Origin of the sequence: Mesorhizobium sp. NZP2077, from assembly GCF_013170805.1 — a bacterium.
Lineage (GTDB): Bacteria > Pseudomonadota > Alphaproteobacteria > Rhizobiales > Rhizobiaceae > Mesorhizobium.
In genome coordinates this window covers 4,316,277-4,331,746 of record NZ_CP051293.1, presented here as the reverse complement: position 1 = coordinate 4,331,746, position 15,470 = coordinate 4,316,277, and the positions used below count along the sequence as shown (strand labels likewise).

Annotated in this window: 15 protein-coding genes and 2 pseudogenes; 5 read left to right on the top strand and 12 right to left on the bottom strand. The window is 59.1% G+C overall.

All coding sequences use genetic code 11. The features are described 5' to 3' along the window. Positions 1 to 45 precede the first annotated feature (45 nt). A complete protein-coding gene (locus HGP13_RS21480; RefSeq protein ID WP_210266318.1) occupies positions 46 to 330 on the bottom strand; it encodes a hypothetical protein in 285 nt (94 codons plus the stop codon). Between the two features lie 450 nt (positions 331 to 780). On the opposite strand from HGP13_RS21480, the gene HGP13_RS21475 reads away from it, so the two are divergent. Continuing rightward, on the top strand, positions 781 to 1,185 hold the full coding sequence (locus HGP13_RS21475; RefSeq protein WP_246707084.1) for a J domain-containing protein: 405 nt from the start codon (positions 781 to 783) through the stop codon (positions 1,183 to 1,185). A gap of 327 nt (positions 1,186 to 1,512) precedes the next feature. Here HGP13_RS21475 and HGP13_RS21470 read toward each other — a convergent pair whose 3' ends face one another. Next, positions 1,513 to 1,689, bottom strand: a complete 177-nt coding sequence (locus HGP13_RS21470; protein WP_172228854.1) for a hypothetical protein — start codon at positions 1,687 to 1,689, stop codon at positions 1,513 to 1,515. A 1,719-nt stretch (positions 1,690 to 3,408) separates the two neighbouring features. Between HGP13_RS21470 and HGP13_RS21465 the strand changes: the two genes are divergently transcribed. Continuing rightward, on the top strand, positions 3,409 to 4,089 hold the full coding sequence (locus tag HGP13_RS21465; protein ID WP_246707083.1) for an outer membrane protein: 681 nt from the start codon (positions 3,409 to 3,411) through the stop codon (positions 4,087 to 4,089). 763 nt (positions 4,090 to 4,852) lie between these two features. On the opposite strand, the gene HGP13_RS21460 is transcribed toward HGP13_RS21465, so the two are convergent. The 8 genes and pseudogenes from HGP13_RS21460 to HGP13_RS21425 form a co-directional block, all read right to left on the bottom strand. After that, a protein-coding gene (locus HGP13_RS21460; RefSeq protein ID WP_172224417.1) for an IS630 family transposase occupies positions 4,853 to 5,922 on the bottom strand; the annotation gives its coding sequence in 2 pieces (ribosomal slippage) (positions 4,853 to 5,436 and positions 5,436 to 5,922; 1,071 coding nt in all). A 95-nt stretch (positions 5,923 to 6,017) separates the two neighbouring features. Further along, positions 6,018 to 6,473 carry a CatB-related O-acetyltransferase gene (locus HGP13_RS21455; protein WP_281410971.1) on the bottom strand — a complete coding sequence of 152 codons (456 nt, stop codon included), beginning with the start codon at positions 6,471 to 6,473 and terminating at the stop codon, positions 6,018 to 6,020. Between the two features lie 291 nt (positions 6,474 to 6,764). Beyond that, on the bottom strand, positions 6,765 to 6,917 hold the full coding sequence (locus HGP13_RS21450; RefSeq protein WP_172228850.1) for a hypothetical protein: 153 nt from the start codon (positions 6,915 to 6,917) through the stop codon (positions 6,765 to 6,767). Between the two features lie 158 nt (positions 6,918 to 7,075). Beyond that, positions 7,076 to 7,360, bottom strand: coding sequence for a hypothetical protein (locus HGP13_RS21445; protein ID WP_172228848.1), 285 nt, complete (start codon positions 7,358 to 7,360; stop codon positions 7,076 to 7,078). A 68-nt stretch (positions 7,361 to 7,428) separates the two neighbouring features. Next, a pseudogene (locus HGP13_RS21440) lies at positions 7,429 to 7,649 on the bottom strand (hypothetical protein). Between the two features lie 97 nt (positions 7,650 to 7,746). After that, on the bottom strand, positions 7,747 to 8,364 hold the full coding sequence (locus tag HGP13_RS21435; protein WP_172228846.1) for a hypothetical protein: 618 nt from the start codon (positions 8,362 to 8,364) through the stop codon (positions 7,747 to 7,749). A gap of 194 nt (positions 8,365 to 8,558) precedes the next feature. Continuing rightward, on the bottom strand, positions 8,559 to 8,708 hold the full coding sequence (locus HGP13_RS21430) for a hypothetical protein (RefSeq protein WP_172228844.1): 150 nt from the start codon (positions 8,706 to 8,708) through the stop codon (positions 8,559 to 8,561). 433 nt (positions 8,709 to 9,141) lie between these two features. Next, positions 9,142 to 9,405, bottom strand: a complete 264-nt coding sequence (locus tag HGP13_RS21425; protein ID WP_172228842.1) for a hypothetical protein — start codon at positions 9,403 to 9,405, stop codon at positions 9,142 to 9,144. A gap of 166 nt (positions 9,406 to 9,571) precedes the next feature. Between HGP13_RS21425 and HGP13_RS21420 the strand changes: the two genes are divergently transcribed. Beyond that, the gene (locus tag HGP13_RS21420) at positions 9,572 to 9,901 is read left to right on the top strand and encodes a helix-turn-helix transcriptional regulator (protein WP_246707082.1); all 330 of its coding nucleotides are present in this window, start codon (positions 9,572 to 9,574) and stop codon (positions 9,899 to 9,901) included. 615 nt (positions 9,902 to 10,516) lie between these two features. Here the strand turns inward: HGP13_RS21420 and HGP13_RS21415 are convergent. Then, positions 10,517 to 10,957, bottom strand: a complete 441-nt coding sequence (locus HGP13_RS21415) for an Lrp/AsnC family transcriptional regulator (protein ID WP_091582685.1) — start codon at positions 10,955 to 10,957, stop codon at positions 10,517 to 10,519. Between the two features lie 137 nt (positions 10,958 to 11,094). Here HGP13_RS21415 and rocF point away from each other — a divergent pair, with 137 nt between their 5' ends. Both rocF and HGP13_RS21405 read left to right on the top strand, forming a co-directional pair. Then, on the top strand, positions 11,095 to 12,027 hold the full coding sequence (gene rocF / locus HGP13_RS21410; RefSeq protein ID WP_172228840.1) for an arginase: 933 nt from the start codon (positions 11,095 to 11,097) through the stop codon (positions 12,025 to 12,027). Positions 12,028 to 12,029: 2 nt separating this feature from the next. Next, positions 12,030 to 13,085, top strand: coding sequence for an ornithine cyclodeaminase (locus HGP13_RS21405; protein ID WP_172228838.1), 1,056 nt, complete (start codon positions 12,030 to 12,032; stop codon positions 13,083 to 13,085). Positions 13,086 to 13,248: 163 nt separating this feature from the next. Here HGP13_RS21405 and HGP13_RS21400 read toward each other — a convergent pair. Then, a pseudogene (locus HGP13_RS21400) lies at positions 13,249 to 15,295 on the bottom strand (flotillin family protein). Positions 15,296 to 15,470: the final 175 nt, after the last annotated feature.

Genomic DNA, 15,470 nt, shown 5'->3' with positions numbered 1-15,470 from the left:
CTGCCGTGCTGATGGCCGCGCTAGGTGCGTTACTGCTTCTCTAAACTAAAACCCGACGACAATCCATGGGTTGGTCTCGTATCCGAGGCGCGGCTTTTCCGGCGTTGCTCCATCCGGCAATTTGGCCGTCCCAGTCAAACTGCAGTCCAGCTCCGGCACCGGCTTCTTGGCCGAATGCTTGGTAGAGCAAAGTTCCGCAGCATTACTGACCACCACCTTTTTCTCCTTGGCCACAGCGACACCGGTCGCAGCGATTACGATCGCCGCGCAAAAAGTTGCCACTCTCATCGTACTTCCCCACGGTTGCGCATCCCCAAGATGCTGCAGCATGACGTAACGTCACCTGTATATTAGTGCAAGCGAATATTGCAGCCACTAGCGGATACGTGATCGCACCATACCGACGCGCCCGCGAATCCATCATGCATGAGGCGCGGCGGACCTGACGGTTCGTCTGGCCGGTGTCGGGTTGTTCTCCAAGGCGTGGCGCCGGCCTCGTAAAACTCAACGATCCTATAGGCGCTACCCCGATCACACAGGGAACCAATCCCGTCCATCACGAGTTTCTAATATGGAGGCAGATTCTCCGGGAAGCGACCGTCCGCTATAGAGAGCCCGTCGCGTGGGGGTACGCGGCGGGCTTTTTGTACTAAGACCAAAGTCTGGCGTGCCGCAGGCAAAGGTCTGACGTTACCGCTTTGGTTCCGTTCCTGTCCATTGGACGTTCCATTACTTTACCCCTCTGATGAATATACTGTTGTCCCAGCGGGGAGCGCAGCAATGTTCATTGATTACTACGAATTTCTGGAAGTCAGCCCTAACGCCAATTCGGAAACGATCGAGCGGGTGTTTAGGATTTTTGCCATGCGCTACCATCCAGACAATCAACAGACGGTCAATGAAGCCCGCTTCAGTAAAATTGTAGAGGCACACAACGTTCTAAAGGATCCAGTCAAGCGCGCGCAGTATGACATCTTGTACCGGGAGCACGCGGGGCTACGCCTTCAATTGGCCGATGAAGCGAGCGATGTCAGGGGAGCCGACAAGGATGCCGTGGTCCAGGCCAAACTGCTTGGGCTCCTTTGCGTGAAGCGCAGGCAGGACGTGAGCAATCCCGGAATTGGCGACGTAGAGATCGAACGCTTGTTAGGCTGTCGACGGGAACATCTCGAATTCCACTTGTGATACATGAAAGCGAAGGGATGGATATCCAGGATCGAGAACGGAACGATCGCAATTACCGTCGAGGGGGTCGACCGCGCCAACTCCGAACCGCGCCGTGATCTGGCTATTCGGCTCCTAGATCATGCGGCGAAGCAATAAGCGACCATAGTCAGGCGAAACCACTGTAAGTATAGCCCGCCGCCCCATTCACGGCAGCGGCGGACCGTCCCTAGGGATTAACGGGACTTGCTGGGGTGTTGGTTTGCCCCTGCTGAGATAACGCAATGCAATCGCGGTGCCAGGTATTCTGACCCATAATGATGCACAGGCTTGCGGCGCTTCGAGTCCTCAGCGCTCCTTCGGCTTTGGCGTGGTCTCTGCGACACGCACCTTGTCGCCGATCTCCTTGGCCATATCGAGAGCCGCCTGCTTGTCCTTGGTGGTCAGCACCGTGCGCCAGTGCGGTTGCTCGAAAACGCTGACGATGTAGGTGATGGTTCTTGCGAGCTCAGGTTCGGCTGGCATATTTCACCTTGCCCCACTGGCTGCATTGAGGACACAAAGGGCGGAGGTAGGCCAACTTGTCGCCGGGAATATTTCCGGAATTGGTGATCGTCAGGCTGCCGCCACTGAAACCCTCCAAGCTGCAGGATTCCCAGGGGCCGCTAAAGGGCAGGTCGTCTTCTCGTAGTTTCAAATACCCGGTGCAACCGCATTCGCAAACCAGCTTTTCCCGCAAAACAATTGAGAGCACTTAAGGACTGCCTTCCCCGATGCGGCAACTTGATATGCCGGATGGCCGGTGCGGTTTGGGCTCTTGTTGGGGGCATCGGACCACACCGGCCACTGCGGGAAGCGTTCGACTGTCCCCCGCGCTGCCAAAACTATGGGCATATTAGTAACTACGCAACTAAGCCTATCGGCTGGACTAAGACTGAAGTCCTACCCAGCCGTAGGAGCCGTGCTCTTGCGCCTCCGGTCTCCAGTTTTGCCCCCATATTGGGACACCTTAGTTTGGTGCGGCAATTGCACCTGGAGCTTAGTTGTGGCGGGAGGGCGCTGCTTCCTATTTGCGAAGCAACAGGGCGAGGTAGGCTATGCGGATCCTAGTGGGACCTGCGAAACGAGAAGGCGTTTCTCGAACGATTTTCCATAGACCGTTGGGCGATGGCGAGGTCAGATTCGAAACGGATGGGGCGGTCATCCTTTCGATAAATGCCGGCGGTATCTATTCAGATGGTTCGCAATACAGATACCAAAACGAGTTTACGCTTGATGAACTAGAGGCGTTTGCGAGCCGGCGGGCGGCCCGTAGACAATGAGCTCGTAACTCGTATACATGACGCTCCTCCAGCATGACGTAACGGAAAGACTCAGCTATGTCTGAGGTGCGGCGGACCTGAAAGGGACCGTCCGGCCGGCGTCATTCGGGCAACCTCCCTGCGAGGGCGCCGGCTTTTTTACCTACGCGTCTTCCGCTTCAGCGTGAACTCCTCGACCCGCGCCTTAGCTGCATCCTGCACCATCCCCCTGCTCAAGCGCTAAGGCCTTCGCTCTTGTACCTGTCGTCAGGTCGCCAGTGCTGCTTGTCGAATACGCTCACGACGTAGGTCATGGCCGTCGCGTCCTCCACCTTTTGCTGCTTCCATCGTTCATTTTGATAAATCCCGATTATATCAGCAATGGCGTATACATTTTCTAGCCGGACGCGCGCCCGTCCTCAAGGCCACTACCGGTCAGGCCCAGCGGCCTTCCGCTGCCAGTCCCTCTTGCAACCAAAGCTGCTGGGCCACCCACCTAAGTCCCGCGTGGTGGTTCGAACGTCCGCTTCCAGTCGTGATTTCGCTGGCGACCAACTTCAAGTTGCATGCTGAACTTACCGTTTGTTGAGCAGATTGGCGCACTGTCATATGCGGACATGGAATGTAGCTCGTACATAACTAAAAGCCCCGGCGCCTCACCCCGCGCCGGGGCTTTGTTTTTGATGTCGGCAAGCTCGATGGTGCTACCCACCCGTAAGGGGACGCACCGGTCCTGTAGCGTTCCAGCGGATGAACTCGACTTCCTTCCCGGTGACGTCCCGCACGGCGGAGGGGCTATTTTGCTGACGACCTTCTGCATGTCGCATCGGCGGCAACGTCTCCGGCGTCCGGCCTAAAAGCAGACGCTTGTTGCAGAATTGCCATATCGGTCTCCCTACCCCATTGCTAAACAGCTTCGAGGGTTTTTGCTGGGGATTGATTAATGCGCCTGATTTCCATTCTGCTGGCCGGATTGGTTTCGCTCGTTGCCGGTTCTGCCATAGCCGCCGACGCCGTAGCGACCGATCCGGTCACTACGGTCAATTGGTCGGGCGCATATATCGGCGCAGTTGCTGGGTATGGCTGGGGGTCACAAACCTACAATTATGTCCCGGCGACCTTGTCGGTCGACTTTGATGCAAACGGTTTTGTCGGCGGCCTGACTGGTGGATACAACTGGCAGAACGACCGCTTCGTGCTTGGCGTGGAAGGTGACATCTCCTACGCGAATATCAGAGGCGATGTATTGGAGCCACCTGTCGGCGCCCCCTGCTACATTGAAGGCTGCTCCGCCAAGGTGAGTTGGTTCGGCACCGGTCGCGCCCGCTTGGGATATGCCTTTGAGAATCTACTTCCCTATGTCACAGGCGGCTTTGCCGTGGGACGCGTGAAGGGATCGGCCGATCTCGGCGCATGCGGTGGTGGTGCCACCTGCGGCTATAGCGACACTCGCTGGGGTTGGTCGGCTGGCGCCGGCGTCGAGTGGGCGATGAACCAGCACCTTTCCCTCAAGGCAGAATACCTGCATGTGGATTTGGGGAAACCAGACTTCGAAGTCGTTAGTACCACCTCCGATGCCATCAAGTTAGATACGGTCCGTGTCGGCATAAACTACCACTTCTAGTACTTACGAGGCCGCTTCGGAGTGATTTCCTCGACTCGCGCCTTGCCGCCGATCTCCTTGGCCATATCGAACGCTTTCTGCTTGTCCTTGGTCGTCAAGTGCAGTGCGGCTTCTCGTACACGCTGACCCGCACCTCTCTGGCGGAGAAGAGCGCCGCCCGAGCGGAGGCCCGATCTCGGCACGATGGAGGGCACCGGCCGCTTTTGCAGATCAGCCTCACACTGCACATCAACACTCCGGGCTTAGGCAAATGAGCGTGTGTGCAGGCCTCACCAGCGGGCCGTTTCGGCTGGCCGCCGCCCTTATCGTCGAAGCCTGCCGCGCGAGTCCTGGAAGCTAGCTCGTCTGTTGCGAATTCCGGAACACGAATGGGCAAAACACGTCAAAGGGTTGATCAGCGATTTAACCTACCATGAAGACCCTGACGAAACCTCATAAGGCGGATCATCAGTCGCTAGGCTACGAAAGGCCGGCATGGTTTATGGCTTAACAACACCGACAACGTGAGGGAGCCGCCAAGCCTCCTATTGGGCGAGGAGCCTCAGGAGTAGCGCTCGGTTGACAGGGTCAATTTCCGTTTCAAGCTTCCTTTGGAAGTGCCTGATATTCGCTCGGTGTATGAACTGAGCTTCGCATCAAGCTCTCAGGCTTTGCCACGGGCGAGCGCTCCCCAAAGCCACCCAACTCCCAACTGGCGCCGGCTAACTTCATCAGTGCTTCACTCTCGGCGCGATCTATCTGGCCACGCCCCTTATACCAAGAGTCATGGGGTTTGACCGACATGGGCCCATTGGCGCATCCCGATTGATGTGATGGTCTCGGAATCTGCGAGGAGTTTCTGCCAGGCGTCGCAGGCCGCATCGATGATATCGTCATAGCTGTCGAAGACACGGTTGGAGAGCCAGTTCTGGCGCATATACTGCCAGACGTTCTCGACCGGGTTCAGCTCCGGCGCGCGCGACGGCAGGAAGATCGGGGTGATGTTGTCCGGTATGCTGAGGTTTGCGGTGGTGTGCCATCCGGCGCGATCCATGACGAGTACGGCATGGGCGCCCTTTTCGACATGGCGGCTGATCTCGTTGATATGGAGTTGCATGGCCTCGGTATCGGCAAACGGCAGTGCGAGAGCCGCCCCGGTACCACGTGCTGGGCAGATGGCGCCGAACAGGTAGGCGCTCTTGTAGCGCTGGTCGGCCGGCTGTCGCGGCCGCGTGCCGCGTCTGGCCCACTGCCGTACAATCCCGTTCTTCTGGCCGATCCTTGCTTCGTCCTGGAACCAGATCTCCACCTTCGTGCGCGGCGGCAAGTCGCAAAGATGCGCCTTCAGCGTGCGAGGCCAGTTTTTTTGAATTCCTCGATGATATGGGCATCCTGCGCCGGATGACGCGGTCGCACACTCATGTGGGAGAAGCCGAGCTTGTGCAGCAGCTTCCCGACATAGCGCGCGTCATAATCAATGCCGAAGCGGTCCTTGATGGCTTTCTTCAGGTCGATCCGCCGCCAGCGAACGACGCCATCGACGGCACGATCCGGGCCCTTCTCCACAAGCGCGGCCAGTTCGGCCTGCTGCTCATGCGACAGCCGGGACGCTGGTCCCGGTGCCCATTGGTCCACAAGACCATCGGGGCCGGCCGTGTTGAACCGATGCACCCAGTCGCGTAGCGTCTGGCGATCCATCCCGCCGATCCGGGCCGCATCGGCCCGGCTCATGCCGTCCAGAACCGCTGCGATCGACAACAGCCGGCTGCTCTGGCGCACATCCTTTGAGTTCCGGGCAAGACGGCGAAGCTCCCCCGCCGAAAAGTTCGTCCGCAACTTCACCGCTGATCCCATCGCCGAATCTCCTTCGGCAATAGGGAATCACGGCGCGCAAATCGGCCAAAATCACAAAAGAGTCAGCAGCCAAGACCGTTGGTATTAGAGATACGTCACGCCGCTGGTTCAGCCCGGCTTTGCTCGCGCACAGTCCCCGTTGATTGCTGCGTTACGGCGTCTAGGAAATGTTTTGCATCCATCGTCGTCAAAATCGAGGCGCGTTCGCCGATCAGGCGATCGCTCCAGTTCCACCATTCCAATGCCTGCAAGCGCCCAATGACATCAGGCGCGAACCGGTAGCGGATGACGCGAGCTGGATTGCCGACCGCGACGGCGTAAGGGGGAATGTCCCTGGTGACGATGCTGCCAGCACCGATGACCGCTCCGTTCCCGATCGTGACGCCGCCTAGGATGATACAGCGAGCACCAAACCATACGTCATGGCTGACCGTGGTAGGTCCTTTGCTAGAAGCCTCAGCGCCATTACGGATCTTCCCGTCAACGACTCGAAGCGGATAGCTGGTGGCTGTGTTGGTGCGATGTTCGGGCCGCGCCGAGAAAGAGCACACCCGGGCCAACCGAGCAGAAAGAACCTATTCGTATTGGCGATTTCTCATGCGCACCCCAAAAGGAGTTCTTCACGAGCCCGTAGGCATGACGACCGATCTCGACACCGGGCAGCGGCGGCAGAGGATGCTTCTTCAGCCCCAGTTTTATGCGAAGCCCTCTGAGCAGTCCCACCGGCTTTCCTCCCAGAAATTCCTTGTCATATGAGCCTGGCAAGCATTAAGCGACTTACGGATTCGCAAGGGCATTGGAGCGGCCTAAAAGCATTTGCCGTTATCATTGCTAGGTGTCTGCTAACGCTTCACCTTCTGCCTGATCCCCACCTTGTCGCCGATCTCCTTCGCCATATCGAACGCCTTCTGCTTGTCCTTGGTGGTCAGCACGGTGCGCCAGTGCGGCTTCTCGAAGACGCTGACGACGTAGGTTGTGGCCGGCTTGTGCTCCACCTTTTGCTGCTTCCATCGTTCGTATTGATAAGTCCCGATTGTATTAGCATAGGCGCATATATTCGCTAGCCCTCGGCGCCGTTCTCACAAACAGCCTGTCGGTTAGGCCCGGTTCCTATTCACATCCCAATCTATAGGCGCCGGGCCGCATTAGCCTTTTAGGTATTGAAAGTCGGCTTCCAGTCGCGGTTCCGCTCTCTCTGCTGGCCTTCGTAGTCGGGAATGAAGGTGAAGAACACCGGGCGCCGATCGCGGCCGGCGGCCTTGCAATTCGAGCAACCGAAGAGCCCGACGAGATCCTGATGCATTGAGCCATGCCCAGGTCCGAGCCTATCAATGAGCGCCTTAATATCGAGCTTGGTCATGCAGCACATGGGATGGCTGCAGTTGACGTGGACGCTTTCGCGGGCTGCAAGGGTATCAGCGAGGGTTTTTTGAGGCATGGCGATCTCCCTTGAAGGACCGCCGCAACAGAGGATCATATTCCTCGCCTCGATCTCGATGGCAAGAGCTATTCAGGCAGGCCAGGCTCGTAATGCACAATAGCGTCGAGGATCGTGCGATAGAGGCGTCCACCTCTTCGTCGATCTCGCCCCGCCTGATGCCGAGTGCCTTGGCGTCCGCGATCAGCTTGTGCGTGAGTTCCTCAACAGAGATGTCATCAGCGTTCGTCGTCTCGGGGACGTTGTTGGCCAGCCATCGATGCAAGAAGTTGATTCCGCGTGCGGTCATGTCGCGAATAAGCTGCGCCTGCTTATTAGGTTCCATAAGCCCGTTGACGCGCGTTCAGCTTGGCCGCTGTTCTCAGCGCGGCTCGCTGAGGTCCTCATCAATCGGGCAGGTAGCCGCCGATGCATATCTTGAGCGGCGGGGATCGCTTCCGGCCCCTTATTGCGCAAAACTTAGCGATGGCGGCCCTGGCGTCATTCAGTCGCAACTGCGCTGTGGTGAACTGGTTCTCGAGCTCGGGCATTCGAACGACGGTATCCTCAATGAACCGGATCGCGGGGGCGCAAGCCAGATACTCGCCTCGCAAATGGTCCGCTGCATCACGCTCAGCGCTGGCAAGCATCCCAGGGCTAAATCTGTCCTGGGATTTAGCCGCTTCCTCAAGGCCGACGCCCACAACTTTGGTGTATGATTTTGCGGGGAAGCAGTATCGGTCGATCGCTTCCGCATAAGCCCATGCTCGGATGAACGGCATCTCGATCCATTGTTCCTTGATGCCCTCAACAGCCCCCTCAAGTGTCCAGTTCTCGCGAGTAATGAATACAGGCGTAGTCGTGTTGTCGATAGGCTCTGCCGTGTTTTCGAAAGCCATCGCCCCGTCAGCGGTGGACCAGATCACCAAGACAGCAATCGCCCGTTTCAGTCGAATTTCCATCGGACGTTCTTTATCGGCCAATCGGCGCAAGAGAATGGCCGAAGGTGAGCGAGCGACCGACATTAGGCCTCGCCCAGCGCGCGTTTCCCGCTGGCCGCTGTCCTATGCCGCCGAAGCGTGCCGCGGCCTCCATGAACGAACGCGCATGAGACCGTGCCCGGTCTCCGGTTGGCAGGACGCATATTATTAGCAACAGTTAAAATTCAAGCGTTTCGAATCCGACGGCGTTAGCTTTCGCCTGCTAACATTTGGTCAGTTCACCAACGCGACACGGAAAGATGCGTGGCCCAGGTTTGATCAGAGAATTGCGGCTGGTCGATGCTCAACAAGTTCGAGAGCGAATCGTATTGCTCGAAGGCGAACTGATAAACGCCGCCAATCAATCCAACGCGAAATGGAAACTTCATGACATCGCTCACGAACTACGGGCAACTAAAGACAGACTGAAGCTTCTCGAGGAGTGCATCAGTCATCTCCCAGGCCGCCACTGATAAGTAAGTGGGCGGCCGCGCCGGCCCTGTCGTCACCAGCTTGGTTTCGAATGGCAAGCTCGCCGGACGGGCCGCAAGAAGCCCGCTAGCGCGCGTTTTCCCGCCTGCCGCTGTCCTACAGGGCCGACCGTGCTCATGCAAACCACCCAAACGTAAGGCTGACCATCACCACCGCGACCAGGATAGAAACTGGGACCGCGACGAACAGCCCAGCTTCCAAAATCTGTGTTTTTTTGTCTCTGAACATTAGGCGCGCCTCATGCTTCTTTGAATGCTAGAAGCCGCCACCCTGATTCGGTTCCCAGGCTCTCTCAGAGCCCCCGCCAGCGCGCGTTTCGGGCTAGCGGCGCTATTCAGCCAGCGCCGGCGTAGGGCGCCCATCTGACAGCTTGATCAACCTCGCCCTATGCTCTGCCTGCTTGGCACGGAAGCGCTCCAGTGCGGCCGCCTGCTCCTCCTCGCGTGCCTTTTGATACACCTCGGGCAATGGTTGCCAGTCTTTCGGCTTTTTTTCATCGTCCACTTCGGCTGGCGATAACCCCAGTGTTCGATCGCGACGAGATCCGAGCCGTCGAACCAGCACGACACGTTCAGCTTGGCGAAATTCAGGCATCGCTCGCCCATCAGACCTTATCAATTTCGAGGTCGACCGGGCCTTCCTTCCTGGGCGTCCCAGCCACGCCCAGGCCGTTCGATAAGCTCGTCTTGCAACGGCGCACCTCACGCTTAAGGGCTGGATAATGCATAAGCCGCGGCTTACCGGCAAGGCGTGCCTTTAGATGTTTGCAGAAGATCAAGGGAACATTTTAGCCATATTGAATGTTCGTGGTCCTATGGACAGCCGAAACCTACTCTCTGCAGATCAAGCAAGGGCAGCGCGAGCCTTACTGAACTGGTCGCGAGTTCGCCTTGCGGCAAAGGCCAATCTCAGCGAAATGACGATCGCCGTTCTTGAGAATGGCTTGAGGAAACCGCGTCCCCACAACATCGCGGCCATCCGCCAAGCGTTTGAGGACGCAGGAATTGTCTTCGCCGTCGAAGGGACTCCATCGCTTGCCCGCTCTGACGGTGATAGCGGTCTCGTGACCGACGATAGAATCTGGCGCTAGGCAAGGGCAGAACGAAGCCGGCCCCAGACAGTTTTGCCGCCGCCTAGGGCGGGCTGTTGGAAGCTGAATGGAGGCAGCCTCCACGCCTTGGCTCCCGGCGAACATCCGCATCGGAACGGTCAAAATCTCGGCAGAAGAGCGTCCGAAAACGGGCTTTCGGCGGCTTCTTCGCGGGAACGAAAAAAGAAGAGAAGCAGAACTTTCGTGTGCTTGTTTTGCACACAATATCCAGTAACTAGCTGATTATGCTTATTTATTTTCCCCATCCATCATCGGGGCTATGGCGAGCGTTGCTTCCAACATGTCGTTCCGGCTGCCTTCCCAGGCAAAATCGTTGAGATCGGCCAAGGCGAGACCGTCGCGGCCCTATTTAACTTATCTGTTGCTTCTTTCAACTGTCGGGTCTTACCGGATGCTGCCCATGGTTGGCTTCTGAGCCACGTCTCCGCGCCTGCTGGATCAAGCAGGCGCCCAATTTTCACGTTGTTCCGTGCCAGAATGTCTCTCACGCCCTGTCAAAATGGCGCCGGGTGAACCGTCTTTGGTGCAGCGGGGCTATTTTAGCTGATGGTAGAGCGGCGACTAGGCCATCGATCCTTCTGCTGGTCGCAAGAGCTAGGTCAGTCGTGCTCGCGTCGTGCGTGGCGTCGCCAGCAGTAGACTGGTTTCGCTGCCCGTTATGCCGGCTATGAGTCGGATGCGGCGCAGCACGGCATCGAAATCTGTCAGCGAGGCCGTGCCGAGTTCAACCACCAGGTCCCAGCGGCCATTGGTGGTATGGATGGTCGAGACTTCAGGGAATCCGCCCAATGCGCGGACCACGCGGTCGGCGGCATGGCCCTCAATCTCGATCAGCATGATACCGCGGATACGCTGATCGACCGCGTCGGCCCGCAGCACCACAGTGTAGCCGATGATCTCACCGGACCGCTCGAGCCGCTCCATACGTGCCCTGACCGTGGCACGCGAGACACCGAGATCGACGGCGAGATCCGACACGCTGCGCCGCGCATCATGCCGGAGCAAGGTCACGAGCCGTTCGTCCAGGGCATCCATGATCGGTTACCATTTTGATGAATTTCGCTGCCACTACGATAAACAATGCTTTTCGAATTGCCAATTCTACCCGTTCAGATCGCCAGCTCGCCATGGTCCCCTTACGGTGATTCGAAATTGGGCCGCGGGAAAAACAAATGCGTTGCAAAATCGTCGGGGCGCCTGTGCAGGACGGCGCCGGCAGAATGGGATGCGAAATGGGGCCGAGCGCACTGCGGACCGCCGGACTGGCTGAGGTGCTGTCCAGCCTCGGCCACGCTGTCGAGGATATGGGCGCCGTTCAGCCGCTTCCAGCAAGGCGCCTTGTGCATGGCAATCTGGCGCTGAAGGCCCTGCCCGAGATATCGGCCTGGACATCCGCCATTGCCGCGGCCGCCTATGCGGCGAGCGAGGATGCCATGCCGATCTTTCTCGGCGGCGACCATTCGATCTCGGCCGGGACCGTGTCGGGCCTCGCCCGCCGCGCCGCAGAGGCCGGTCGCCCACTGTTCGTGCTGTGGCTCGACGCGCATCCGGACTTCCACACGCTCGACACCACCGCCAGCGGCAATCTGCACGGTGTTCCGCTCGCCTACGCCAGCGGCCAGCCAGGTTTCCATGGCTATTTTCCGGATCTTCCGGCAGCGGTCGATCCCAAGCGTATCTGCACCATGGGCTTGCGCAGTGTCGACCCGGCCGAGCGCAGTGCGCTCAACCAGGCGGGCGTGACCGTGCACGACATGCGCGCCATAGACGAGCATGGCATCGTGCCGTTGCTGCGCGCCTTCCTGGCGCGTGTGTCGGAGGAAGACGGGCTGCTGCATGTCAGTCTCGACGTCGACTTCCTCGACCCGTCAATTGCGCCGGCAGTCGGCACAACGGTCCCCGGCGGCGCAACGTTCCGCGAGGCGCATCTGGTGATGGAGATGCTGTCCGACAGCGGTCTCGTCTCCAGCCTGGACCTGGTCGAGTTGAACCCCTTTCTGGACGAGCGCGGCCGCACCGCGACGCTGATGGTCGACCTGACGGCGAGCCTGATGGGGCGCCGCATCATGGACCGTCCGACCCGCAGCCATTCCGGGAGCTTTTGACCATGACCACAGCCAAGCTGAACATCGTCCCCTTCGTCAGCGTAGACCGCATGATGAAGCTGGTGATTGCCATCGGCATCGAGCGCTTCCTGACCGAGCTCGCCGCCTACGTCGAGGAAGACTTCCGTCGCTGGGAGCTTTTCGACAAGACGCCACGCATCGCATCGCATAGCCATGACGGTGTCATCGAGCTGATGCCGACCAGCGATGGGCGCCTCTACGGCTTCAAATATGTCAACGGCCATCCAAAGAACATGCGCCAGGGTTTGCAGACGGTGACCGCCTTCGGCGTGCTCGCCGATGTTGGCAGCGGCTACCCGATGCTGCTCACCGAGATGACCATCCTGACGGCGCTGCGCACCGCAGCCACTTCAGCTGTCGCGGCCAAGTATCTGGCACCGCGCGGCGCCCGCACCATGGCCATCATCGGCAATGGCGCGCAGTCGGAATTCCAGGCGATCGCCTTCAAGGCGCTGACCGGCGTCGATCGGATCAGGCTCTACGACATCGACCGCTCAGCCTCGATGAAATGCGCCAAGAACCTGGCTGGCATGGGATTTGACATCACCATCTGCGCAACCGGGCAGGAAGCGGTTGAAGGTGCCGGGATCATCACGACCGTTACCGCCGACAAGCAGTGCGCCACCATTCTCACCGACAACATGGTCGGCTCCGGCGTCCACATCAACGCCGTTGGCGGCGATTGCCCCGGCAAGACCGAACTCCACAAGGACATCCTGCTGCGCTCCGATATCTTCGTCGAATTCCCGCCACAGACACGTATCGAGGGTGAGATCCAGCAGTTGGATCCCGACTATCCGGTGACAGAACTCTGGCAAGTGATCGCTGCCAAGGCGCACGGCCGCCGAGACGCCAAGCAGATCACGCTGTTCGACTCGGTCGGCTTCGCCATCGAGGATTTTTCCGCGCTGCGCTATGTGCGCGACCAGTTGCAGGTGACCGGCCTTTATGAAGAACTTGACCTTCTGGCTGACCCTGACGAGCCACGCGATCTGTTCGGCATGTTGCTGAGGGCCGCCATGCAGCCGGCCGCCTGAGGGAACTATCTGTAGGACGGCACCTGTCTGGCGAACGACAGATCGCGGCCCCTCGCAGGATGGGATGGAGTAGCCGAGGGGTGTCTTGAGCCACGGCCCGCGCCTCGCCGCGGTATGTTTCAGCAGAGCGCAAAATGGGCCGGTACAACCGGCCCATCCCTAGTCATTCCTCCTCAACGGGTGCGGGGATATCATCCGGCAGGTTTTGCGGTCCAACCCGATCTGCGACGAGCATCGAAAGCATCATCTCGACAAGGCCGTTGGCGGCCCCCTTCTCGCCCCCGGTCGCGCCGATCTGGATCTGCGGCACGAGCGGTATCCTGCCATTTTCGACCGCCTCGGCGAAGCGCATGAGAACCTGCGAGTTGAGCTGATAGTCCGGGCCGCCGAAGGCCGCGACCTTCTTTTCGGTGGCCTCGGCCTTCCGCCAGACCGATGGCGCGCACCCGCTCGGCATCCGCAAAGCCGGTGGCTTTGATGCGTTCGGCGTCGGCAAGCGCGATAGCCTTGATCATGTCGGCCTCGCCCTGGCCGCCGAGGCGCACCTTCTCGGCCTCTGCCTTGGCAGTGACCTGAATGGTTTCCGCCTGCTGGCGGGTGCGGGCGAGTTGCGCCTTGCCCTCGTTCTCACTGATCTCGATGGTAAGTGCCGACGTCGTGATCTTGGCTTGCTGTTCGGCGAGCGCCTCCTTCTCACGCAACGTGCGTTCCTGAATGGCCGCCTTCTCCTGCAATTTATAAGTCTCGACCTTTTCGACCGCGATCTGGCGCTCGCGCAGCTGGATCAGGATCTGCTCGATGCTGTTCTGGCCGTTGGCGGCACGGGGCGTACCAATCAACACTTCCTGCAGCTCGAGGCTGTAGGAATTGAACTTTTCGCGCATCTCCTCGCCCGATTTGCGCTGGATATCGCTACGCTCCTGCAAAAGCTGGATCAGCGTCTTTGTCTGGGCGATATTCTTGAAGTAAGCAGAAACCATCGGATCGAGCGTTTGTTCGACCAGCCGTTTGATGTCACCGAAACGCTGCACCACGAGCGGCGCCTTCATGTAGTCGATGTGCACGACGACGGAGAGCGGCAGCACAGGCTCGAACGCATCCTTGGTGATCAACGACACTTCAGACAGGTTCTCGTCCAGCCTGTGTTCGCCGAACTGCTCCTTCGTCCATTTGAGCACGAAGTTGGTGGTCGGCACGGTGATGATCTTGCCGGCATAGGTATTGAACGCATACTTGCCTGGCAGCAGCGGCGTCGACCAGACACCGCGTGCGCCGATTTCGACCAGCTCGCCGTGACGGTATGCCTGCCCGGATATATCCGTGCCGTGGCGGCCGTTATAGGAGACGACGACACCCACGGTGCCAACGTCAATGATCGTCTTCTCGACCAGTTCGACGGTCGCGAAAATGCGATTGAGGAAGTAGCTACCGTCGGCCAGCACCTGCAACTGCCGGCCACGGTAACCACCGGCATTGAGAAACTTCTCCGGGTCCTGAAAATTGTTGTGGAAGTTCGGATTGCTCGGATCGTTGGCGACGGTCGGCGCGATGATCTCGCCGTCCGGCAGGGCCGGACCGTCATGGATGGTGACGATACCGATCATGTCCTCGGCATTGTGGATGACGACCGGCTCAAAGCCGCCGCGCTCCGAGATCATGCTGGACATATTGGCAAAAAGGCTTTGTTCCGACGCGCTCAGATTGACGGCATAGATCGACTGGGCAGTGAGCACGATGAATTGCGCGAGATTGATGGCATAGGTGCCTTCGCGCAGGATCTTGCGTTGCGGTCCTTTCTGTCCGCCTTTTTCGAGAAAGCCGCGCACATCCTGGAAATCATCGGCGTCGGTGTTGGAAGCAAGTGTCTGCGTCGGAGGCAACGGCTTGCCGTCACGGGCAAAGACATAGCCGATCTGACCCTGCGGGATGGTCACGAGGTTGGCGCGATGCATCGAATATTGGAACGGCATGAAGAAATGCACGCCACCGCGCACTACTTCCGGCTGGTAGCCCGCCTCACGGTTGAGCGCGATGAAGCCGTTGCTGACGGAGCCGCGAAAACTCCATAGCTTTTCCAGGATGCCGAGCCTGTCGTTCGGGATGTAGCGGACCACGCCGCTCCACCGGAACAGGATTGCCAGCACGACGACTGTTACGGCTACCTCGATCACCGTCCATTTGATCGGCTCGAGATATTGTAAGGCTTCCATTCTTCTCTCCTATGGGCGCGCGGGGTCGTTCACTCGCCGGCCGCCCGGTTGGTGTTGATTCATAAAGCGGGGAGATCGCGCACCGATACGCTCGACGCACTAAGAGCGTGTCAAACGCTTGGGCTGCTCATTGGATGGGAAAATGACCGCGCGTCCCGAGTCCCCAGTGAGGGGT